This window comes from Flavobacterium sp. B183, assembly GCF_023539155.1.
Lineage (GTDB): Bacteria > Bacteroidota > Bacteroidia > Flavobacteriales > Flavobacteriaceae > Flavobacterium > Flavobacterium tructae.
Genome location: NZ_CP097434.1, coordinates 2085890 through 2110492 on the forward strand (window position 1 = coordinate 2085890; position 24603 = coordinate 2110492).

Sequence of the window (24603 nt, forward strand, 5' to 3'; positions counted from 1 at the left end):
ATAGATAAAACACCTGTAAATACTGATGATTATATGTTTAATTAACTTTAAAATAATGATTTGTATAAAAAAAGGAATTACAAAATCGTTTTAGTAACTGTTTTTGTATATATTTGTGATATAATTAATAACTGCTTAATAAAAAATTAACTCATTGATGAAAAAGATTACTATTAAGGATATTGCTACAGAGGCTCAAGTATCCATATCAACGGTATCTTTTGTTATCAATGGTAAAGGGGAAAAAATGGGCATCAGTCCGGCAGTGATCAAAAAGGTACAGGAAGTAGCTGAAAAGCTTAATTATAGACCCAGTATGATTGCTACCAGTCTTAGAACCGGGAAAACCAGGTCTATAGGACTTATTGTTGAAGATATTTCGAATCAGTTTTTTGCTGATCTTGCCAGAGTTATTGAAGATGAAGCGAAGAGTATTGATTATAGGGTTTTTTACTGTAGTACAGGAGGAGATGATGAACGTTCTGAAGAGTTGATACATAGTTTATTACAGGCCAATGTGGATGGTTTTATTGTAACGCCAACTCAAAATCTGGAAAACAGTATTGATCTTCTTTTAAAGTTAAAAAAGCCGGTTGTATTGATCGACAGGTATTTTCCGGGACAAAGAGTGAGTCATGTGGTGATGGATAATTATGAAGCCTCTAATTCGGCTGCAAAATTCCTGATCAGCAAAGGACGCAAAAATATTGCGGTGGTAAATAATACCTCCGAGATGATTCAGATGAAGCTGCGTGAAGATGGATACAGAGATGCTTTGAAGGAAGCAGAAATGTACAATCCGTCACTTGTTCTTCACATGGATTACCATACTAATGAAGAGGCGAGAATTGCGGGAATAATAGATTTCTTTGAAAAGAACCCTGATATTGATGCCGTTTTGTTTTTGGCAAATTACATGGGACTTGCGGGACTTCAGGCTTTCCGAAGAATGGGAATCAAAATTCCTGAAGATATTTCGGTAATTAGTTTTGATGATCATGACAGTTTTAAACTGCATACGCCAACCATTAGTGTTATTGAACAGCCGATAGAAGATATCGCTGTAAAATCGATACAATTGTTAATGAGTCAGATGACTGATATGGAGAAGTTTGAAGTAGAAAAAAGTCTTAAAAAAGGAAAATTGATTATTAGAGAATCAGTTTAAAATTTTGAGAAAAAAAATAAAAAAGAAAAGAAACGGTTTGTTTTTTTTTAACCGTTTTACTAAATCGTTTTAGTAAATTTTAGATCAATTAAATTGAAAATGAGTGATGTTCCTGATCAGTTTACGATATCGATTTCTTAAAGGAGTGCTTATAAACATGACTATAAATAAGGCCGGGATATTTATAAGGTGCAAACCTTATAAGTATCCTAATTAAAAAGGAGTTCAAAATTTTTATTAATTATTTAAAACAATCAAATTAGAAACAATCACAAAAATCAAAACAAACAAATAACCAAAAAAAAATGCTTATGAAACGAATATTGGCAGTGTTAGGAATGGTGTTGTTAAGCAGCTTAGGAGCTGTGGCGCAAAACCGATTGATAACAGGCATAGTAGCTGATGCAGAGAACAAGGGAATTGTTGCTGCATCGATTGAGGTTCAGGGAAAACCGTATAGTGCAATCACTGACGCGGAAGGCCGATTTAAAATGAATGTGCCCGAAGGACCGGTTACTTTAAATGTATCCTCTATAGGTTTTACACCGCAATCAGTAGTATTGCAGCAAAACCAAAACAAAATTTCAGTCGTATTAGTAGAAAATACTCAGGAATTAAAAGATGTTGTAGTAACGTCATTTGGAGTTAAAAAACAAAAGAAAAGTTTAGGATATGCCGTTGGAGAGCTGAAAGGCGACGAACTGACAAAGAATAAGGAAATTAACTTAGGAAATGCTCTTCAGGGAAAAATTGCCGGAGTTAACGTTTCTGCACCGGTTACAGGACCTTCAGGATCAAGCCGTGTGGTAATTCGTGGAGCCACTTCAGCTTCAGGATTGAACCAGCCTTTATATGTTGTTGATGGTATTCCGATTGACAACAGCCAGCAAGGAAACGCAGGAATGTGGGGAGGTGCCGATAAAGGAGACGGTATGTCGTCTTTCAATCCTGATGATATCGCGTCTATGTCGGTATTAAAAGGTAGTGCGGCTTCTGCTCTTTACGGATACAGAGGATCAAACGGTGTAATTTTAATTACAACCAAAAAAGGAAAGAGCGGAACAGGAATAGGAGTAGATTTTAGTACTAACGCTACATTTAACACGCCTGCAAGTTTATTAAACTGGCAAGATAAATACGGAGCGGGAGCACCGGTAAACGGCGTAGCTACAAGATTTAATAACCTACAGGAACTTAGAGATTCTTATTATTTTGCCTGGGGAGACAAATACGACGGAACACCTTCTCTTGGTATTGACGGAACGACCAGACCTTATCAGGCTTACGGAAAAAATAACGTTGAAAATTTCTACAGAACCGGATTTTCTTCCAGTAATACTTTAGCAATTTCGGGAGGAAGTGAAACTACTAATTTCAGATTGTCTTTCGGAAATACAAAAGATGAATCAATCATGCCGGGAACAAACTTTGGCAGAAATAACATTGCTTTAAGTTTAAATTCAGCAGTAAATAAAAAAATAAGCATCGAGACTAACGCTCAGTATATCACAGAGAAAAGTCACAACCGACCTTATTTGAATGATTCACCTAGAAATCCTTCTTTCCCGACTACTTTCTTAACACCGGGTACCGATATCAGATGGATTAGTAACGGTTTTGATGCTAATGGTGGTGAGGCAGATTATTTTGGGGCAAATGTTTACCACACAAACCCTTATTATGCAACACAATCTCCTTTAAACGATGACCTTAGAAAACGTTTCATTGGTTCTGCAAAGGTAAACTACAACATCACTGATAAAATCTATGCAAAAGGTGTTCTTGGAGTAGATGATATTAATTATGAGTATACGGAGATTGAACCAACAGGAATTAACTACAATCCTGGAGGATCTTATGAGAACAGAGTAGAAAACCGCTCAGAATATAATGCTTCGGCTTATTTAGGATACAAAGGTGATATCGTTAAAAATTTATCTTTAGATGCTTTCATTGGAGCTAACCGTCAACACAACAGATTCAGCGGAATTAAAATGAGAGGAAATAACTTTATTGTTCCATTCCAATATTTCTATGGAAATACACAACCGGACAAATCGGAGAAATTGTTTTCAGAAAGTGAAGTAAACTCTCTTTTCTATTCGGCCGATTTAGGATACAAAGATTTCTTATACTTAAGTTTAACAGGTCGTGAAGACTGGTTTTCTACTTTAGATCCATCAAGTAACAGTACATTTTACCCATCTGTAAGTTCAAGTTTTATTTACTCTGAAGTTATTGATTTACCGGAATGGATGTCATACGGAAAGTTAAGAGCAGGTTGGGGTAACGTTGGAGGAGCATTACCGGATGCTTATGCTTTGGCTTTGACTTATATTGGACCTGACGGACAAACAGACTCTTTAGGACAGCCAATTTTAGGAGTGAATGGAGAAACAGTTCCAAACAGAACGTTAAAACCTTATAATGTAAGCACAATCGAATTTGGTTTCGAAAATACCTTCTTCAATAACAGAGTAAGTACTGATTTGACTTTCTACAGCAAGAAAACGACAAATGATATTACGGATGCTGATATTTCTCAGTCCTCAGGTTACAGAACAACTAAGATTAATGTAGGAGAGATCCTGAACAAAGGGGTTGAGTTTGCGATCAATGTAAAAGCAGTTAAAACACCAAACTTCTCTTGGAGCGTAGGATATAATTTTGCTTACAATAATAGTGAGGTTCTTAAACTTTCAGATAAAATTACAACCAAATCATTGGAAGGAAACAGAGACGGTAGAGCTTCTGTAGTGTTAGAAAAAGGACAGCCTTTCGGAGTAATCAAAGCCTACGATTATTTGAGAGATGCTAACGGAAATATTGTACTTGATACCAATGGTAAATTCCTGAGAGGAAACCTGATTATTGCAGGACAAGGTGTTGCTCCAACTTCAATGGGACTTTCAAATGACTTCCAGTACAAAAACTTTACACTTTCCGTTTTCGTAGATGCTAAATTTGGAGGAGAGATTTACTCTGCAACTAACCAGTTAGGAACCCGTTACGGATTAACAGAACAAACTGTTTCAGGCCGTGAAGGAGGAGTTGCAGTAAAAGGAACAGATGTTAACGGAAATCCGGTAAACACAACAGTTTCTGCTTACGATTACTGGAGAAGCTATAGTGATGTAACTTCAAACTTTGTTTACGATGCTGATTTTGTGAAACTAAGAGCCATCTCATTTAGTTATAATTTCCCAAAAACTTATTTGTCAAAAACACCATTTCAAGCGATCAGCTTAGCGTTTTCAGCACATAATTTATGGACGATTTACGATAAAGTTCCAAACATTGACCCGGAATCAAACTATTCTAATAGTAATGCGCAAGGTCTTGAAAGAGCTTCTATGCCTTTGACCAGAAATTATGGACTGACACTTAATGTGAAATTTTAATAATCAAACTGAAAGATGAAAAATAAATATATAAAAATATTTTGTATCGCAATCGTAGGAGCCATGACGCTTACTTCGTGCGATAAAGGATTCGAAGAGTTAAATAAGAATCCAAATGCTTTGACTGATCCGGCTGTAAAATCAATGTTTACACTTGCTGAGATCTATGTTGACGGACAAGATTTCTCCAATACCAGAGGGAATAATTTGTATGCGGCACAAATCGTTCAGCAATTTTCTTCATTAGGAGGGCCAGGTTCAAAATATAGTTATGCCCCGGAATATTCTGCAGCACTTTTTAGTGAGTCGTATGGTAAAGGTTTGAATCAGATTTTCCAATTGATGTCAGTGGCAAAAGATGCACCGGAAAACTCTAATATGATTCAGGCTTGCAGAATCATGAAGGTGTTTATGTTTCAAAAATTGACGGATACTTACGGTGAAGTTCCTTATTTTGATGCAGGTAAAGGATACAATGGAAATGTTTTTGCTCCAAAGTACGATACGCAGGAAGTTATCTACAATGATCTTTTGAAAGAATTAGACGAAGCCGGAGATGCTTTAGATGCTACTAAACCTTTCGTTGGTAATGCCGATTTATATTATCAAAGTAATGTTACTAAATGGAAAAAACTGGCCAACTCTTTAATGTTGAGAGTAGCGATGCGTTTGTCTAAAGTAAATCCTGCTAAAGCAAAACAATATGTAGAGAAAGCAGTATCGAAAGGAGTTTTTACTTCAAATGATGACAGTTTAGTTTTAAAACATGATGCAGGTCCGGTTGGAGTGAAAACCAATCCAATTACCTCTTCATGGGTTAGAAATGATTTAAATGGAGGAGAAGCGAACATTAAATTCAGTAAAACATTTATTGATGCATTGAAAAACAATAATGATCCTCGTTTGAGAATTTATGCTAAACTGGAAGCTACAGGAAACAACAATCCGGCAAGTCAGCAAGGTCTTGCTAATGATGCTAAAGAATTTCCGGGTGGAGACAAAAAGAAGTTCTCAGATCCTAACACTTCTACAGTATTACGCTTAGATGCTCCTACTTTAATTATGTCCTACGCTGAGGTTCAGTTTATATTGGCAGAAGCAGCAGTAAAAGGATGGAGTGTTGGAGGAAATGCACAAAAGTTTTATGAAGACGGTGTAAAAGCAGCTATGGAAGTGCTTACTATTTTTGGAGATAAAGTACCGGCAGTTACGCCTGCAGAATATACCGCTTATATTACTGCAAATCCATTTAAGGCAGCAGGAACCGAGGCTCAAAAAATCGAGCAGATTATCACTCAAAAATGGATTGTACTACTATTCAATGGTTTTGAAGCATTTTCAGAATACAGAAGAACAGGATATCCGGTTTTAGTTCCGGTAAATGATCCAACAGGAGAAACAAAAGGAACTATACCAAGAAGATTAATCTACGATCAGTCAGAATTGATTACCAATTCCGCTAATTATAAAGAAGCAATTGCTCGCCAGGGGTTGGATTTAATGACAACCAGAATCTGGTGGGACAAGCAATAATTTTATGCGTTAGGTGAGTTAGTTGAGTTAAGCCGGGTAGGGATACCTGTACCTCCCGGCTTATTTTTTAATTTTCTGTTTGATTTTCATTACATTAGAGGAGTTGTATCCAGAAAAGTTCGATAAATCTTAATCCCTTTTTTTCGCAAAAGAAATTAGCTTCTGCTGAAAAAGATGGAATTATCATCCAAAGAACATCACAATTAGGACAGACTTTTAAGAAATCGAAAATCAGAAATCGAGAGTTTAAAATCAACGATCTAAAATGAATTAAAGCTTGGCAGCCGTAAAAAAAAGGAAATGATTTCAGAATATTTTGTTAGTTGCTTTTATTCCGTAATAAAAACCTAAAGCGAGAAGGAAATAATTGAAAAAGATTTATCCTTCTCCAACTGCCGGCGACAGCATTGAAAAAATATAATAATTTATTATTCAGCTAATACCGATTATGTATTCAATATAGTCTCATAAAAATTCGACTATTTTCATACTATATCGGCATTATACCAGAAACCAGAAGACTAGATACATAATTATAATTGGTATAAAATGGAGTATACAAAAAGATTTTATTGGTTTGTCGGCGTTTGTCTCGCCAATTTTTCATTGGCGGCAAATGCCCAAAATAAAGATTTAAAAACCGGCTGGCAGTATCGGGAGACTAAAACCGAAAAATGGTATCCTGCGACAGTTCCGGGAGAAATACATACCGATCTGCTGAACAATAAAACCATACCGGATCCATTTTACCGGGACAATGAAAAAAAACTGACCTGGATTGAAAAGAAAGACTGGGAGTATAAAACGACTTTTCAGGTAAGCCCGGCAACACTCGCTAAAAAACATACAGAATTGGTTTTTGACGGACTGGATACTTATGCCACCGTTTATTTGAACAATCAGGTAGTTTTAAAAGCCGACAACATGTTCCTGCAATGGCGTGTAGATGTAAAAAAAGTACTGAAATCAGGAAATAACAACCTGGTTATTGTGTTTAAATCGGCGCAAAATGTAGTCGATTCCCTGGCCAAGAAAGATTTACCTTTTGTAATTCCCGACAATCCACGTGCGTATGTACGTAAAGCACAATACCATTTTGGATGGGACTGGGGACCCAAATTCACCACTTGCGGAATTTGGAAAACCCCGCGTTTAGAAGCTTACGACAAAAAAGAAGCTGAGAAACCGTATGTGTTAGACCGTAAAATCGAGTTGGTTCAGGAACCGGATAAGGTGGGTAAAACATTTTATTTTAAAATCGATGGAAAACCGGTTTATATGAAAGGAGCCAATTACATTCCGTCGGATGCGTTTCTTTCCAGAGTGACCAAAAAAGAATATGAAAAAGTAATTGGTATGGCCAAAGATGCCAATATGAATATGCTTCGCGTATGGGGAGGTGGTATTTATGAAGACGATTACTTTTATGATTTATGCGATAAAAACGGCATCTATGTCTGGCAGGATTTTATGTTTGCTGGGACAATGGTACCGGGAGATGATGCTTTTTTCGCCAATGTAAAAAAAGAAGTTCAGTATCAGGTAAAACGTTTACGCCATCACAAGAGTATTGTTTTGTGGTGTGGCAATAACGAAATCGACGAAGCCTTTAAAGATTGGGGATGGCAAAAAAGTATGAAAATGCCTAAGCAGGATTCAATTCGTTTATGGAAAGACTACGTTCGTTTGTTTCAGGACAGTATCCCAAAATGGGTAAAAGAAGTAGATGATAAACGACCATATATTAGTTCTTCACCATCATTCCACTGGTCAAAAGCAAAAAGTTTAACCGAAGGTGACAGCCATTATTGGGGAACCTGGTGGGGATTGGAAGATGTGGAAGCCGTGCAAAATAAAACAGGACGTTTTGTGAGCGAATACGGAATGCAGGCAATGCCCAATTATTCGTCGATCGAAAGATTTACAAAAGCTGAAGATCGATATTTATATTCCGATATCTTACAGGCCCATCAAAAAGCAGGGAAAGGATTCGTGAAATTAGATTCGTACCTGAACCGATATTTTATTGATTCGACTAAAATTAAGAAAATGAATGTCGAAGATTATACGTATCTCACACAGTGTTTACAATATTATTCCCTTAAAAATATTATCGGAATCCATCGTTCAAAAGCACCTTACAATATGGGAACATTGGTTTGGCAGCTTAACGATTGTTGGCCGGTAGCAAGCTGGAGCGTTACCGATTATTACGACAGACAGCCCAAAGCAGCATGGTACGCCATGAAAGAAGCTTACCGCGATGATAAAACGCCGGAAATTGATTTAACCCGTCCGATCAATCTAAAATTGGAAGACCCAAAAATCACCTGGCAGGTAAAAGGAAATAAGCTGATTCTAAAAGCCTCGAAATTTGCCAAATACGTCAATGTTTCTATAAAAGGATATACCGGAAAGTGGAGCGACAACTATTTCGATTTGAAAGCAGGAGAAGAGAAAACCATCACGTTTGAAGGTGCGATAGCAAAGCCGATTATTAGAGTTTATTCTCTGTATGATGTTCTTAAAAGGTACTAAGCCTTCTAGGTACTAAGGTTCTGAGAGGCTGAGGTTCTGAGATTTTTAGTTGCAAAGGTTCAAAGCCACAAAGGTTTTCTGGCAGTGCGTCTGCTTGGCGGCCTTTGCGTAAATCCTTGCGCACTTAGCGGTTAAATTTTTTGGTTCAAAATTAAAGAATAGCTGTGTAAATCAGTTTAATCAGTTTAATCAGTGTCATCCGTGGCCAATCAACACAAGTCAATATAAAAATAAGTATGTTTACAAAATATAACAGAATAGCTTTTAGCGGCATTTTAGCTTTAAACCTATTTTTTGCCAATCCGGTTGTTTCACAGCAAAAGAAGGCAAAACAAACGAATTTAGATTATACCCAATATGTGAATCCGTTTATAGGCTCGGCGGGCCACGGACATGTATTTGTGGGAGCCAATGTTCCTTTTGGAGCAGTACAATTAGGCCCTGTAAATGTTTTTGAAGGCTGGGATTGGTGCAGCGGATACAACTATGCCAGCAATACCATTTTAGGTTTCACACATACCCATTTGAGTGGAACAGGAATTGGAGATCTAAACGATATTCTTTTATTGCCGGTATCTGGAAAAGTACCACTTACCAAAGGGACAAAAGAAGACATGACTACCGGTTACGGCTCTTATTTCTCCCATCAGAATGAAGTGAGTAAAGCCGGATATTACAGCGTTATCTTAGACAAATATAAAATTAAAGCAGAACTGACAGCCACCGAAAGAGTTGGTTTTCATAAGTATACTTTTAATTCCGTTACTGATAATCATGTTTTACTGGATCTTGCAGACGGAATTGGCTGGGACAAACCGGTTAAAACGTTTATCAAAAAAGTCAATGAAACCACGCTTGTGGGTTATCGTTATTCTGCTGGCTGGGCTGCCGATCAGCGCATTTTTTTCACCATGGAATTTTCGGAACCAATTGCTGCGATGGCCTTGTATGATGCTACCACTGCAATTGCCGGAAACGAGGGAGAAGCCTTAAAAATGAAAGCGGTTTTAGATTTTAAAACGGTAAAAAACGAACAGATTTTAGTAAAAGTCGGAATATCTCCGGTAAGTTATGAGAATGCTTCAGCAAATATTAAAGCTGAGATTCCGGGTTGGAATTTTGAGGCCGTAGCCAAAGAAGCAACTTTAAAATGGAACAAAGAACTGAACAAAATTCAGATCAAAGCAGATGATAAAACCATGAAGGTATTTTACACTGCGATGTACCACACCATGTTTGCACCTTCCATCTTTAATGATGTTAACGGAGATTACAGAGGTACCGATAAAAAAGTGTACGAAAAAGCAAATTTTACCAACTATACCACCTTCTCACTTTGGGATACGTATCGCGGACTGCATCCGTTGTACACCCTTACACAGCCGGATAAAATCAATGACATTGTAAAATCGTTTTTGGCGATCTACGAACAGCAGGGAAGATTACCGGTATGGCATTTAATGGGGAACGAAACCAATACCATGAACGGAAATCACTCCATAGCGGTTATCGTTGATGCTTATATGAAAGGATACAGAGGATATGATGTTGCATTGGCCTACGAAGCCATCAAAAAAACAGCAATGCAAACCCGCGACGGAATGGATTATGTACAAAAACTGCAATACATCCCTGCAGATAAAATGCTCGAATCTGTTGGAAACGCTTTAGAATACGCTATCGATGATTACTGCGTAGCCTTAATGGCAAAGGATCTGAACAAAACCGACGATTATAATTATTTCTTCAAAAGAGCCAATTTATACAAATTGTACTTCGATAAAGAAACCACTTTTATGAGAGGTAAGTTGACGGATGGAAATTGGAGAACGCCCTTCAATCCGCTTTCATCAGCACACCGAAAAGATGATTATGTAGAAGGAAATGCCTGGCAGTACACCTGGTTAGTTCCACAGGATCCTTATGGTTTGATTGATTTGTTTGGAAGTGAAGATAAATTTCTGGCCAAATTAGACTCTCTTTTCTTAATCACAGACAAAGTAGAAGGCGAGGAAATCTCTCCGGATATTAGCGGTTTAATTGGTCAGTATGCACAAGGAAACGAACCGAATCACCATATTCCGTATTTATATGCCTACGCAGGTCAACCCTGGAAAACGGCAAAACTAATCCGTGAAATCGATGAGAAATTCTACTCGACAAAACCGGATGGATTGTGCGGAAACGAAGATTTAGGACAAATGTCGGCTTGGTATGTTTTCTCTTCTATGGGATTCTATTCGGTTAATCCGGCCAACGGAATTTATGTATTGGGAAGTCCGTTAGTCAATACGGCAACGATACATCACAAAGAAGGCATTTCGTTTACCCTGAAAGCTGTCGATAATAGCAAGACAAACATTTATATCCAAAAAGCAGAGTATAACGGGAAACCTTACACAAAGTCATACATCACACACGATATGATTGTAAAAGGAGGAGAGCTTAAATTGTTTATGGGAAGCAAACCGTCGATAACTTTTGGAGTGAAAAAAGAAGACAGACCGCTTTAGGATTTTAGATTTTAGATTGCAGATTTTAGAACAAAGAACAAAGAATAAAGAATAAAGAGTATAGATTTTTAGAAGAGATCAGTTACCGTTTTTAGCTTATAGCCTATCGCTTAAAGCCTAAAGCAAAAAAATAAAAACATGAAAATAAAGAGTTTACTTTTTTTAGGACTATTGGAATGCTTCGGTTTTGTCAATGCACAGATCAAAGCAATAGATGCTGTAGAGTATGTAAATCCGTTAATGGGGACACAATCTTTGCACAGTCTTTCGAATGGAAATACTTATCCGGCGATTTGCAGACCTTGGGGAATGAATTTCTGGACACCGCAAACCGGAAAAATGGGTGACGGTTGGGCTTATATTTATACTGCCGAGAAGATTAGAGGATTCAAACAAACCCATCAGCCTTCACCTTGGATGAACGATTACGGACAGTTTTCGATCATGCCGGTAACCGGTAAATTGGCTTTTACCGAAGACGAAAGAGCAAGCTGGTTCAGTCACAAAGCAGAGGTTTCAAAACCGTATTATTATAGCGTTTATTTAGCCGATTACGATGTAACTACAGAAATCACCACTACCGAAAGAGCCGCACATTTTCAGATCACCTTTCCGGAAAACGAACAGTCTTCTATCGTAATCGATGCTTTTGACAAAGGATCTTACATCAAAATAATTCCGTCCGAGAATAAAATTATCGGTTATACCACCCGCAATAGTGGTGGAGTTCCGGAGAATTTCAAAAACTATTTTGTACTGCAATTCGATAAGCCTTTTGCCACTACTGCTGCCTGGCACGGGAAAGTTTTAGAAAAAGAAAAACTCGAATTAAAAGACAATCATGTAGGTGCTGTTATTGGATTTAAAACTAAAAAAGGAGAAATCGTAAACGTAAAAGTTTCCTCTTCATTTATTAGTTTCGAACAAGCCGAATTGAATTTAAAGAATGAATTAGGCACAGCATCATTTACCGAAACTGTAGCACAATCCAAACAGGAATGGAATAAAGTTTTAGGAAAATTAAATGCCGAAGGCGGAAGCGAAGAACAATTAAAAACGTTTTACTCCTGCCTATACCGCACCGTTTGTTTTCCGCAAAAACAGTATGAGATCAATGCAAAAGGAGAGACTGTGCATTACAGTCCGTATAATGGTAAAGTATTGCCGGGTTATATGTACGCAGGGACAGGTTTTTGGGATACTTTCCGTGCTTTGTATCCTTTGTTGAATTTAGTTTATCCTTCGATTAACAAAGAAATGCAGGAAGGACTCATCAACGATTATAAAGAAGGAGGCTTTTTGCCGGAATGGTCAAGCCCGGGATTCAGAGACGTGATGGTCGGAAACAACTCCGCCTCAGTAGTTTCAGATGCATATATAAAAGGATTGAGAGGTTATGACATCAATAAATTGTATGAAGCTTTATTGCATGGAGCCAATAACGAAGGACCTTTAGAAGCAGTAGGACGAAAAGGAGTATCGTATTACAATACTTTAGGATACGTTCCTTATGATGTGAAAATTAATGAAAATGCCGCAAGAACTTTAGAATATGCCTACGATGATTTTTCGATTTGGAAATTAGCGAAAGCATTAAACCGTCCGAAAAAAGAAATCGATTTGTTTGAAAAAAGAATGATGAATTATAAGAATCTTTATAATCCTGAAATCGGATGGATGAGCGGCAGAAATAAAGATGGAAGTTTCCCGAAAAATTTTAATCCGCTTAAATGGGGAGATGCTTTTACAGAAGGAAATGCTTTGCATTACAGTTGGAGTGTATTTCATGATGTACAGGGCTTGATTGGTTTAATGGGAGGGGAGAAAAAATTCACCGCTAAATTAGATGCTGTTTTTACAACACCTCCGGTTTTTGATGACAGTTATTACGGAGCTGTTATTCATGAAATTCGCGAAATGCAAATTATGAATATGGGACAATATGCCCATGGTAATCAGCCGATTCAGCACATGATTTATTTGTACAACTATGCCGGTGAGCCTTGGAAAACGCAATATTGGTCAAGAGAAGTGATGAATCGCCTTTATAAACCAACTCCTGACGGTTATTGCGGAGACGAGGATAACGGACAAACTTCGGCCTGGTATATTTTCTCGGCTATGGGATTCTATCCGGTTTGCCCGGGAACGGACGAGTATGTACTTGGAGCGCCTTTGTTCAAAAAAATTACGCTTGAACTTGAAAACGGAAAACATTTGGTCATCAATGCTCCAAACAATTCAGCGGACAACAAATATGTTCAGGAATTAAAATGGAATAACACCACTCATACCAAAAACTTCATCAATCATTTTGAGGTATTAAAAGGAGGGGAATTCAATTTCGACATGAGCAGTAAACCAAATTTACAAAGAGGAACTTCTTCAAGTGCCTATCCATATTCTTATTCAACTTCAAAATAATACTATGCAGTCACGTAGAAAATTTATAAAAAATGCAGGGATTTTTTCAGCAGGATTATTGGCGCTTCAAACGGATGTTTTCGGGATGCAATCGGATGCATTTCATTTTTCGATTAAAGATTTTGTTAGTAAAAGACCTCCGTTGGCAGAACGAAAATTTACCAGTAAAGCAATTGAAGCTGCCATTGTAAGAATCAAAAAACAAATCGCCAATCCGGAACTTGCCTGGTTGTTTGAAAACTGTTTTCCGAACACCTTAGATACCACTGTCGATTTTGAAATTATCGACGGAAAACCGGATACTTATGTCATTACAGGAGATATCGATGCCATGTGGCTGCGTGACAGTACAGCGCAGATCTGGCCTTATATTCCATTTGTAAAAGAAGATAAAAAACTGGCTGAATTGGTAAAAGGAGTAATCAACCGTCAGACCAAATGTATCTTACTCGATCCGTATGCGAACGCTTTTTACAAAGATTTTGCACAAGTAAGCGAGTGGAAAAACGACATGACCAAGATGCAGCCCGGTATTCACGAACGCAAATGGGAGATCGACAGTTTATGTTACCCGATAAGATTGGCGCACGGCTACTGGAAGGAAACAGGAGATATTAGTTTATTCGACAGTAAGTGGAAAGAAGCGATGCTTTTAGTATTGCAGACTTTCAAAGAACAACAAAGAATGCACGATAAAGGGCCGTACAATTTCCAGAGAGTTACCGCCTGGGCGACAGACGGAGTGCCTTTAAGCGGTTATGGTTATCCGGTAAAACCATGCGGATTAATCGTTTCGACTTTCAGACCTAGTGACGACAGTACTTTATTTGGTTATTTAATTCCGAGTAATATGTTCGCGATCGAAGTATTAGGTTATCTGATCGAAATTTTCTCTTTACCGGCTTTAAAAGACGATAATTTGGTAGCAAAAGCCAAAGAATTACGCGGACAGGTTCAAAAAGGACTGGAAGAAAACGGAATTATCGAACATCCTAAATTCGGAAAAATCATAGCTTTTGAAGTCAACGGTTACGGCAGTTTCCACATGATGGACGATGCGAATGTTCCTTCTTTATTGTCCTTACCGTATTTAGGCGCGATAGCACCCGACAGTCCACTGTATCTGAATACCCGAAAAGTGGTACTTTCAGAAAACAATCCGTTTTTCTACAAAGGAAAAGCAGGAGAAGGAATTGGCGGTCCGCATACCGGGACAGACACCATTTGGCCAATGAGTATCGTTTTGAGAGCTATTACCAGTGTAGACGAGCAGGAAATAAAACAATGTATCAGCAACCTGATCAAAACAAATGCCGATACCGGTTTCATGCACGAGTCATTCCATAAAGATGATGTAGCCAAATTTACCCGAAAATGGTTTGCATGGGCCAACACCTTATTTGGAGAAATGATTGTACATACCAGTATTCATTATCCTCAAATTTTAAAAGATAAAAACATTTAAACTAAAATATTTACCATTAAGGAATTAGTAAAACTAGAGATAAAAATATTCACCATTAAGAAATTAAGAAAAATGAAGCATTTAAACTTAATAAGCTTAATTTCTTAATGGTGAAAAAAATAAAACTAAATTTTTCTAATCTGCATATTGGTTCAAATCCAAAATACAAAAGAATGAATAAAGAATATGCCGTTGGATTAGACATTGGAGGTACACATATCACCGCAGCGATTATTGATATAGTAGACATGAAAGTGATCGATTTTTCACTGCACAAAGAATCTTTCGATTCGAATTTGCCTGTAGCAGAAGTAATGACCATCTGGGAAAAAGCAATTCGCACTGCAATCGAAAACTCAAAAGTAGAAAATACCACAGGATTGGCTGTTTGCATGCCGGGTCCGTTTGATTATACGAATGGTGTTTGTTGGATAAAAGGGCAATCAAAATACGAGCATTTTTATGGACTCAATGTCCGTGATCTGTTTCAGAATCAATTGAAGCTGTCGGGTGATTTTCCGATATTGTTTGAAAATGATGCCGTTTGTTTTGGTAAAGGAGAAGTATTTAAAGATGCCGAAAACCTTTCTAAAAAAGTAATGGCCATCACATTGGGTACCGGACTTGGAGCCTGTTTTATAGACAAAGGCGAATCGATTAGTACGGGCGATTTAGTACCAAAAGACGGAGAAATATACGATCTGCCTTATCAAGACGGAATTGCCGAAGATTATGTTTCCGCACGTGGACTTATAACCGGTTATTTCGCTTTAAGCGGAAAAAAAATAAACAACGGATTGGAGCTTTTTAATCTGGCGAAAGCCGAAGATAAAGTAGCGATAGAGGTGTTTGAAAAAATGGGAGAAGATTTAGCAGCGATTGTTATTCCATGGTTAGAAAAATTCTCGGCAGATGGTTTTATTATTGGAGGGAAAATAGCCAATGCAAGCGAATTTTTTCTACCGATTTTCAATAAAAAATTAAAAGAAGCGGGAAGTAACGTTAGCGTTTCGGTTTCTACAGATAATGAAATTGCAGCATTATTAGGCGCAACAAGTTTGCTTTATACAGCATAGTTTTGATTATATTAGATGCCACAGATTAAAAAGATTTACAACACAGATTAGAGTATCCTTTTGAATCCTCTAATCTGTGGTAAAAAAAAGGATCAGTGGTCCATAAAAGAATAGATATGACAAATTCAAATCGCAGAAATTTTATAAAAACTGCCGCTATTGCTTCAGTAGCGGTAGCCTTGCAATCTTTTCAATCCAATTCGGAAGAAGAAGAAAAAAACATAGTTTCTAAAAAAGGAAAAAAGCCCATTGTGCTTTCTACCTGGAGATTTGGAATTCAGGCCAATGAAGCCGCCTGGGAAGTTCTAAAAAGCAAAGGAACCGCTTTAGATGCTGTTGAAGCCGGAGTTAAAATTCCCGAAGGCGACCCTAAAGAAAGAAGTGTAGGCTACGGCGGACGTCCGGACAGAGATGGCCGTGTAACGTTAGATGCCTGTATTATGGACGAAAATGCCAATATAGGATCGGTTGCTGCTTTAGAATATATCAAACATCCCATATCGGTTGCAAGAGCAGTCATGGAAAAAACACCCCATGTCATGCTGGTAGGCGATGGAGCTCTGCAATTTGCAGTAGCACAAGGTTTTAAAAAAGAAAACCTGCTAACAGAGGAATCCGAAAAAGAATGGAAAGAGTGGCTCAAAGACAGCAAATACAAGCCCATTGCTAATATCGAAAATCATGATACCATTGGAATGATTGCTTTGGATGCCAATGGTAATCTTTCCGGAGCCTGCACTACAAGCGGAATGGCATTTAAAATGCACGGACGTGTTGGTGATTCCCCAATTATCGGAGCTGGTTTGTATGTCGACAATGAAATAGGAGCCGCAACAGCTACCGGTCACGGTGAAGAAGTTATCCGGATTTCGGGCTGTCATCTTGTGGTCGAATTGATGCGACAAGGTAAATCTCCTCAAAAAGCCTGCGAAGAAGCCGTTGCACGAATTGTGAAATTAACAAAGAACAGAAACAAAGACTTAAAAGACATTCAGGTAGGTTTTATCGCCCTGAACAAAGCCGGAGAATATGGTTCCTATTGCATTCAGGGAGGTTTTAACTATGCCGTCTATGACGACACCGGAAACCGTTTAATCGATGCCGATTTTTTTCTGAAGTAGGATACTGATTTACCCCTTAGCAGGGTTAGTTATTTTGTAATGCGCAAAGGTCATAAAGATCTTTGCGCATTTTTTTTATACCCTACTAAACTATAAAATGGAGGACATCGGATTGGTTTTATTTAGGAGGAATTCTAATGTTATTTTAATGTACAGGAAATTCTAATGTTTTAGGTTTACAGAATAAACTTAATAAATTAAATAATGAATACAGAATTACACTCTTGTTTCGTAACCACCCTTACTATCAATAGGTTTGAAAAAAATAAAGTAGTTGTATCCTAAAATATTTTATTATCAAAGTTAGATTGTTCATTAAAAATTAGGATTTATTAGCCTCTTTTAAATTCTTTCACTTCCTTAAAAAATAGTATGAAAACAAAAACAAAAAAAGAGTTTTGGAGAAAAATTGTTTTTTTTCTGATTCTTTTAATGCAGAATTGGTCATTCTCACAAGATCTTTTTAAACCAACAAAAGCTCCAAACGCCGCCGAAATGTCAAAGGTTAGTGCAAATGAAGTCAGCCTGTTTACAGGGACACCTCAAGTTGCAATTCCATTAGAAAGTTTCGATATCGACGGGTATAAACTTAATTTAGCCCTTCAGTATAGTACGGGTGGAATTCGGGTGTCGCAAAAATCTACCAATGTAGGACTTGGATGGTATCTTTCAGCAGGAGGCAGTATCACAAGAAATATTAAAGGAGAGCCGGATGATGTTATTGTACTTCGAGAGGAAAGGGGAAAAATTATAGAAGTAAAGGGATGGTTGCACAGTAAGGCGAACGTTCGCGATCTAAATCTGTTTAATTTTCATCAGACTACCGGTACAACGAATTATACCGATTTCAGTAATAAGTTAAATCCATTCTATGTTACGAATGGTGACTACGATATCTTTCCGAGGACCGATAGTCAACCCGATATTTTTGAGTTTAATTTTAATGGAAAATCAGGCAAATTTATTTTTGATAATGTCAACGGTGCAATCTCTGTTCATCAGGTTCCATGGATGGGACTGAAAATCGAATACAAAATGGGGAAAGAAACTTCTGGTGGTCGGGATTATTACAATATTGATAGTTTTGTTATTACCGATACCGACAATACAAAATATTATTTTGAAGCATTTGAAATAACGAACGATATAATGGATACGTGGCAGTTGTGTTACAATCCGGGAGTTGCAGATGATACTGGTTTAGGTGTTGGTCCACGAGGATGGGAAAGGGCTGGAGGCCAATATATAAGTCATACCAGAAGTGCCTGGCATTTAAGTAAAGTGGTAACTTCTAATCAGAATGTAGTTAACTTTGAATATGAAGAGGAAATGATTCATTTTAAGCCATTAGGGATGCAAACGGGCAGTCAGCATCATGAAAAGTATTGGGAACCTGAAATATTTTATGCATCAAGAAGTCAGGGTACTACAATGGTTCTTAAAAGATTATCTAAGATTTATTTGCCAAACACCATTGTAGAATTTAAATCCGAACAGAATAAGCTTCCAATAGACGAAAATAGAGGTAAGGCTTTAGAAGAGATCAATGTATATAACTCTTTAGCAGGGATGCTCGTTAAAAAGATAGGCTTAAACTATGGTTTTTCTATTTCGGATGGAATAGAAAGTGCGAAAACAGCGGAGAAACCGGGTTATAGACGAATGATACTGAAAGAGGTCAAAAGGTATTATAATCCTGCGAATCTGACTCAGTTTAGTTCTCATAAATTTCAGTATAATTTGAAAGATTTTGGGGAAAATGCTACACAGAAACTGCCGCAAATGAATTCTTTTGCGACTGATTTATGGGGTTTTTATAATGGAGCAAATCAAAATACGACTTTAATACCAAAAATGTATGTTTATCCGGCTTTTCCCGGAAGTGATAGTTTTAGAGTAGAGAAATTAAATCTTTATACCGGGACAGAATTTATTTTTGAAGGAGCAAACAGATCCCCGGCTGCGAATTTTATGGGAATAGGGATGTTGAATAAAATTAGCTATCCCACCGGTGGAAGCACCGTTTATGAGTATGAACCAAACGAATATATAGATAGAGGAGAAACTTTTTTAGGACCGGGGCTACGTATCAAAAAGATAACGACAAACGATGGAAAAAAAGACGAATCATTTTTGTATGAATATAAAGATAAACAAGGAAAGACCTCCGGAAGAATAATAGGAAAACCTATGATGGCGAGAATGCTCTCGCACTTCACGAATTATCAAGAGTATAATTTTAACTATTATAGGGCAAATTTGAGCAGGTTCAGTGATTCGCAAATGGAGTTTAATTCAATAGATAACAGACTAATCGGATATGGTGTGGTATCTGAAATAAGACCTGGTAATGGAAAAACGGTGAGTACCTATTCAAATAATGGGACTATAGATGTAGGAACGGATATTCATGTTGACGATGATGGACCTTGTACCAATCCTTTTTCCATTGGGTATTGTGACGGTCTCTTTGAGCCTCCTATGATACACCATTTGTCTTATGGTAATCATAATGATAGCTATCGTTTGTCTGCCTTTGCTTTAGACCTGCCGGTCAAGAATACTTTTCCTTTTCCACCATCACCTAATTATGATTGGAATCGTGGGCATTTACTTTCGAAGGAAGTTTTTGATCAACAAAATCGAAAATTGAAGCGAACCGTTACTCTTTATCAAAACTATGCGCCGGGACTTAAACATGGGACTAAAGAACCTCACAATGTTTATGGTCTGAAAATGGCAGAAATCACTTTAGGCCGACCAGGCGATTATGCTACTGAAGGGTATAAGCATGGTATTAGTTTAAGAGCATCAAAATATAAGATCATTACTGATATTGTAAAAGTAGTCGCGGCAACTATTGATTCTACTTATTTCCCGATGTCTTCTTTACCACCTCTGGTTAAGCGTATTAATTATAGTTACGATAGTAGATTTCATAAATTTCCGAGTACAATAAGTACAAGAAATAGTAAGAATGAAGATATTGTTCAGGAATATAAATATGCACCTGATTTATGGAATGATGCAGATCCTAATGCTGCAATTTTTGAAGAAATGGAAAACCGTAATATGATTGCTAATCCTATTATTATTCGTGAAAAAGTAAACAATTTATATGTAGCGGAAACCTACAACCAGTATAGTGTTTTAAATAATCTTATTCTAAAATCTGCCGAACACAAAAAGAAAGGAAAGGATATTAATCCAAGCTCCAATGTCGATCGTAAAATCAAGTATGACAAATATGACAGTAAAGGGAATTTGTTGCAATTTTCTACTGAAAATGGTATTCCTACAGCAATTGTTTGGGGGTATGGCGATAAACATCCTGTTTTAAAAGTACAGGGGATCACACATAGTGAATTGATAAAAAAAATAGATTTTACCTTAAATGAAGAAATTAATGATGGTAGTTTATCTGCCAATTCACTTGACTTTCTAAGAACTGCTCTGCCCAATACGATGGTTACCATCTATACTTATATACCTTTAGTAGGGGTAAGTAGTATTACCGATCCTAATGGAAATATAACTTATTACCAGTATGATACTTATGGCAGGTTGGAGACGGTAAAGGATAAAGAGGGTAACCTTATTTCAGAGAACAAATACCATTATAAAAATTAGTATTATGATAAAAAAAGTTTTAAATAAAATAACATTTTTGCTGGTTTTTATTAATGTAAATGTGTTTGCTCAGACGCCAGTTTCGATAATAAAACCAGAAGCTCCAAGTACAGATTATATTGTAACCGGAGAAGAAACACTCCTAGCCGCACAAAGTATTGTATTAAAACCTACTACCTGGATAAAAGCGGGAAGTACTTTTGCTGCTAATGTAAATTCTAACAGTTATATCCCGAGCACATTTAGTAATGAAAATTATGTCTTTACACGTTCTTATCAAAAAGGGGTGCGATCGCTTTCGGAAATTACGAATAATGATGAGGTGATTGAAAATATTTCTTACTTTGATGGATTGGGACGACCGATGCAAAGTGTTGCGATTAAGGCTTCGCCAGGAAAAGTGGATCTAATAACACCTATTGAGTATGATGCTGTAGGCAGACAGGACAAAGAGTATTTGCCTTATTTAGGTACTGTAGGAACCAGTGCTTCTTACAGAACGACTGCCAGTACAAATACGAATAATTACTATATTTCAAATTATCCCTCAGAAATTAGTAACACGAATCCGAACCCTTTTTCTCAGAAAAAGTTTGAAGAATCGCCTTTGAACCGGGTCTTGTTTCAGGCAGCGCCCGGGAAAGACTGGGCATTGGGAACCGGGCATGAAGAGAAATTCGATTATCAGACTAATGGCGTAAATGAGGTAAAGCTTTTTACGGCTCTAACCACATGGAATGCAGCATTTGGTATATATGACATCACATTAGGAAATGCACCAGGAAATGTTTTTTATAGAGCAGGCGAATTGAACAAAACAGTGATCAAAAATGAGAACTGGAAGAGCGGCAATGAAAACACAACTGAAGAATTTAAAGATAACGAAGGGCGCATAATCCTTAAACGAACTTATGGTGTTTCAATTGTAAATAATATTGCCATAAGTACACCACATGATATTTATTATGTTTATGATATTTACGGAAATTTGACCTTTGTATTGACTCCCAAAGCAGATAAGTCCGTGACTGCTGATGTTTTAAGAGATGTTTGTTATCAATACAAATACGATCATCTCAATCGAGCGGTCGAGAAAAAAATGCCGGGTAAAGAATGGGAGTTTATTATATATGATAAATTAAACAGACCGATTTTAACTCAGGATGGTAATTTAAGAGCTTTGAATAAATGGATCTTTACGAAGTATGATGCTTTTGACAGACCAGTTTATACAGGAGAATATTTAAATTCACTGCAAACCACCCGAGCGGCTGTTCAGGGACTAGCCAACGGAACGGTGCTGTTCGAAAATAGAGCTCCAACTGCAATATCTATTGCAGGAACTAACATTTATTATAGTAATGTCTGTTTTCCAACCAGTGGTATTGATTTATTGACGATTAGTTATTACGATCATTATAGTAATATTGATCTGGATGGTGCAACAGCTGTTCCTTCTTTCGGGATTACACCAAGTGCTACAGCAAAAGGGTTTGTTACCACTAGTAAAGTGCGTATAGTTGGAACTTCTTTATGGACTACCAATGTAAATTATTATGATAGTAAAGGCAGGGGGATTTACAACTATAGTAAAAACAATTTCCTCTCGACTATAAGTACAACAAAAAGCAAGCTTGATTTTACAGGCAGGGTCTTAGAAACAATCTCGACTCATAAAAAAGGGGCAAATGCAGAAATCGTGATCGCAAATACTTTTACATTTGATCATATGGGAAGGGTGTTAACACAAAAGCAAAAAATAAACAATCAGGCTCAGGAAACCATTGTTTCAAATACGTACAATAATTTGGGACAATTAAGAGAAAAGATTGTGGGCGGTGTGCAAACAGTAAATTACAAGTATAATATTCGGGGATGGCTTAAAAATATCAATGATATCAATAATATAGGAGCCAATTTATTTGCTTTCCAGGTCAATTACAATGATGCGGCAGATCCTTTAAAACGTTTGTACAACGGAAATATAAGTCAGACTTTTTGGAAAACGGCGCACACCGATAAGAGTTTAAGAAGTTATTCTTATACCTACGATGCCTTAAATCGTTTAACGGAAGCAGCTGATAATTTAGGACGTTACAACGAGAATTCTTCTTATGATAAGAATGGAAATATGATGAAATTATTCAGAAATGGAAATACCGTTCTGAATACTCCAAATTACGGTACCATAGATAATTTAGTTTATACTTATGATGGAGGAAACCGATTACTTAAAGTAGAAGACGGATCTGCTAATAAAGAAGGATTTAATAACGGAAATAGCGGAGCAAGTATTGATTATAATTATGATGCTAATGGTAACATGATTACCGATGTGAATAAAGGTATAACTACTCCTATCGTCTACAATTATTTAGGATTACCAACTTTAATAACACTTCCGGGAGGAACAATTGGTTACACGTATGATGCAACAGGACTAAAACAGCGTAAAGTAGCCGGAGGTATTACTACCGATTATGCCGGAGGTTTTCAATATGAAAACAATAACCTCCAGTTTTTTCCTCATCAAGAAGGATATGTACGCCATAATAATGGAGTTTATGAGTATATTTACCAATACAAAGACCACTTAGGGAATATTCGTTTAAGCTATAACAAGAGTTTAAGTATTATAGAAGAAAATAACTATTATCCTTTTGGTTTAGAGCAAAAATCACATACGAATGTTGTAAATACGTTAGGAAGTTCAGCGGCACAGAAATTCAAGTACAATGGAAAAGAATTACAAGGAGAGTTAGGACTCAACTTCTATGACTATGGTGCAAGAAATTATGATCCTGCATTAGGACGTTGGATGAATATTGATTTACTAGCAGAAAAATCCCGTAGATTTAATCCATATACTTATGCTCTTAATAATCCGGTATTTTTTATTGATCCTGATGGAATGATAGCAGGACCAACAGATTGGGTAAGAGATGGATCAAGTTGGGTATTTAGAAGTGATATTACGTCTCCACAACAGGCTAAAGATGCAGGATATTCAGATTACTCCGATGGTAAAACGAACAATACCTATACTAATGGCGATAGTACAATAACCTTAAAAGAAGGAGGAAAATGGTCAAGTAGTAGTAATGATACTCAAAAAACAGCACCAGACAGAGCAGAAGGTCGTACAGAAATCGCCGCAGTAAAAGTAGGTGGTTCAATTGCTATAGATACCGAATCAATAGATACGAAGACAATAGGAGATACTGCTGATGCTGTTGGAGTTGCTATGGGAGCTCAGGAGATAACAATGAAAATGGCCGATCAACTGGAGTTTACACCAGCGGCCAATAAATTATTAAAGGGAACTGAAATTTTAGGTAAAGCAGCTGGTGTAGCTAGTGCATTTTCATCGACAATTGAAGCTTATAATAATCCCACAACTGCTAATATTCTCAAAGCATCTGTTAATACAGGAATGTTATTCGTTAGGGCGAATCCTATTGTTGGATTAACTTTAGGAATAATGGATGTAACGGGGGTTTCAGATAAAATTTATGATGGATTAGGGAACTCAATAGATTCAGCAATTTTAACACACTAAAAAATGAAATATATTATCTATTTATTTTACAAATACTACAATAAAGATGCTACAGCTAGAATTCCATACGAAAGTTCAATTTTTGCACTTTTATTATTGCTTTTCATGAATATATTTGGAGTATTGATATTTTTTTTCCCCACTTTGTCAGTAATGATTTTTTCCAACCATTCGC

General features: G+C 37.0%; 11 protein-coding genes. All 11 read left to right on the forward strand.

Annotated features, from left to right (window positions below; all coding sequences use genetic code 11):
- Positions 1–157: 157 nt before the first annotated feature.
- The 11 genes from M4I44_RS09295 (at position 158) to M4I44_RS09345 (ending at position 24428) form a co-directional block, all read left to right on the forward strand.
- Positions 158–1168 carry a LacI family DNA-binding transcriptional regulator gene (locus M4I44_RS09295; protein ID WP_249967108.1) on the forward strand — a complete coding sequence of 337 codons (1011 nt, stop codon included), beginning with the start codon at positions 158–160 and terminating at the stop codon, positions 1166–1168.
- 311 nt (positions 1169–1479) lie between these two features.
- On the forward strand, positions 1480–4569 hold the full coding sequence (locus M4I44_RS09300; RefSeq protein ID WP_026110041.1) for a SusC/RagA family TonB-linked outer membrane protein: 3090 nt from the start codon (positions 1480–1482) through the stop codon (positions 4567–4569).
- A 15-nt stretch (positions 4570–4584) separates the two neighbouring features.
- Positions 4585–6102: a SusD/RagB family nutrient-binding outer membrane lipoprotein gene (locus tag M4I44_RS09305; RefSeq protein ID WP_070908741.1), complete on the forward strand. Its 1518-nt coding sequence runs from the start codon at positions 4585–4587 to the stop codon at positions 6100–6102.
- Positions 6103–6651: 549 nt separating this feature from the next.
- Positions 6652–8640 carry a glycoside hydrolase family 2 protein gene (locus M4I44_RS09310; RefSeq protein WP_249967109.1) on the forward strand — a complete coding sequence of 663 codons (1989 nt, stop codon included), beginning with the start codon at positions 6652–6654 and terminating at the stop codon, positions 8638–8640.
- A 236-nt stretch (positions 8641–8876) separates the two neighbouring features.
- Positions 8877–11153 (forward strand): GH92 family glycosyl hydrolase, encoded by a 2277-nt coding sequence (locus tag M4I44_RS09315; protein ID WP_249967110.1) that lies wholly within the window; start codon positions 8877–8879, stop codon positions 11151–11153.
- Positions 11154–11291: 138 nt separating this feature from the next.
- Positions 11292–13577, forward strand: a complete 2286-nt coding sequence (locus tag M4I44_RS09320) for a GH92 family glycosyl hydrolase (RefSeq protein WP_249967111.1) — start codon at positions 11292–11294, stop codon at positions 13575–13577.
- Between the two features lie 4 nt (positions 13578–13581).
- Entirely contained in the window at positions 13582–15042 is a 1461-nt protein-coding gene (locus M4I44_RS09325; protein WP_249967112.1) for a glycoside hydrolase family 125 protein, read from the forward strand.
- A 173-nt stretch (positions 15043–15215) separates the two neighbouring features.
- Complete coding sequence (locus tag M4I44_RS09330) at positions 15216–16118, forward strand: ROK family protein (RefSeq protein ID WP_233430752.1); 903 nt, start codon at positions 15216–15218, stop codon at positions 16116–16118.
- 116 nt (positions 16119–16234) lie between these two features.
- The gene (locus M4I44_RS09335) at positions 16235–17239 is read left to right on the forward strand and encodes an isoaspartyl peptidase/L-asparaginase family protein (protein ID WP_070908807.1); all 1005 of its coding nucleotides are present in this window, start codon (positions 16235–16237) and stop codon (positions 17237–17239) included.
- Positions 17240–17611: 372 nt separating this feature from the next.
- A complete protein-coding gene (locus M4I44_RS09340) occupies positions 17612–20869 on the forward strand; it encodes an RHS repeat domain-containing protein (protein WP_249967113.1) in 3258 nt (1085 codons plus the stop codon).
- A 4-nt stretch (positions 20870–20873) separates the two neighbouring features.
- A complete protein-coding gene (locus tag M4I44_RS09345; RefSeq protein WP_249967114.1) occupies positions 20874–24428 on the forward strand; it encodes a DUF6443 domain-containing protein in 3555 nt (1184 codons plus the stop codon).
- The last annotated feature ends 175 nt before the right edge of the window (positions 24429–24603 follow it).

Coding starts and splice junctions, on each gene's coding strand:
- M4I44_RS09315 (WP_249967110.1), top strand. CDS start 8,877: ATGTTTACAAAATATAACAGAATAGCTTTTAGCGGCATTTTAGCTTTA.
- M4I44_RS09345 (WP_249967114.1), top strand. CDS start 20,874: ATGATAAAAAAAGTTTTAAATAAAATAACATTTTTGCTGGTTTTTATT.
- M4I44_RS09295 (WP_249967108.1), top strand. CDS start 158: ATGAAAAAGATTACTATTAAGGATATTGCTACAGAGGCTCAAGTATCC.
- M4I44_RS09335 (WP_070908807.1), top strand. CDS start 16,235: ATGACAAATTCAAATCGCAGAAATTTTATAAAAACTGCCGCTATTGCT.
- M4I44_RS09330 (WP_233430752.1), top strand. CDS start 15,216: ATGAATAAAGAATATGCCGTTGGATTAGACATTGGAGGTACACATATC.
- M4I44_RS09300 (WP_026110041.1), top strand. CDS start 1,480: ATGAAACGAATATTGGCAGTGTTAGGAATGGTGTTGTTAAGCAGCTTA.
- M4I44_RS09325 (WP_249967112.1), top strand. CDS start 13,582: ATGCAGTCACGTAGAAAATTTATAAAAAATGCAGGGATTTTTTCAGCA.
- M4I44_RS09340 (WP_249967113.1), top strand. CDS start 17,612: ATGAAAACAAAAACAAAAAAAGAGTTTTGGAGAAAAATTGTTTTTTTT.
- M4I44_RS09305 (WP_070908741.1), top strand. CDS start 4,585: ATGAAAAATAAATATATAAAAATATTTTGTATCGCAATCGTAGGAGCC.
- M4I44_RS09320 (WP_249967111.1), top strand. CDS start 11,292: ATGAAAATAAAGAGTTTACTTTTTTTAGGACTATTGGAATGCTTCGGT.
- M4I44_RS09310 (WP_249967109.1), top strand. CDS start 6,652: ATGGAGTATACAAAAAGATTTTATTGGTTTGTCGGCGTTTGTCTCGCC.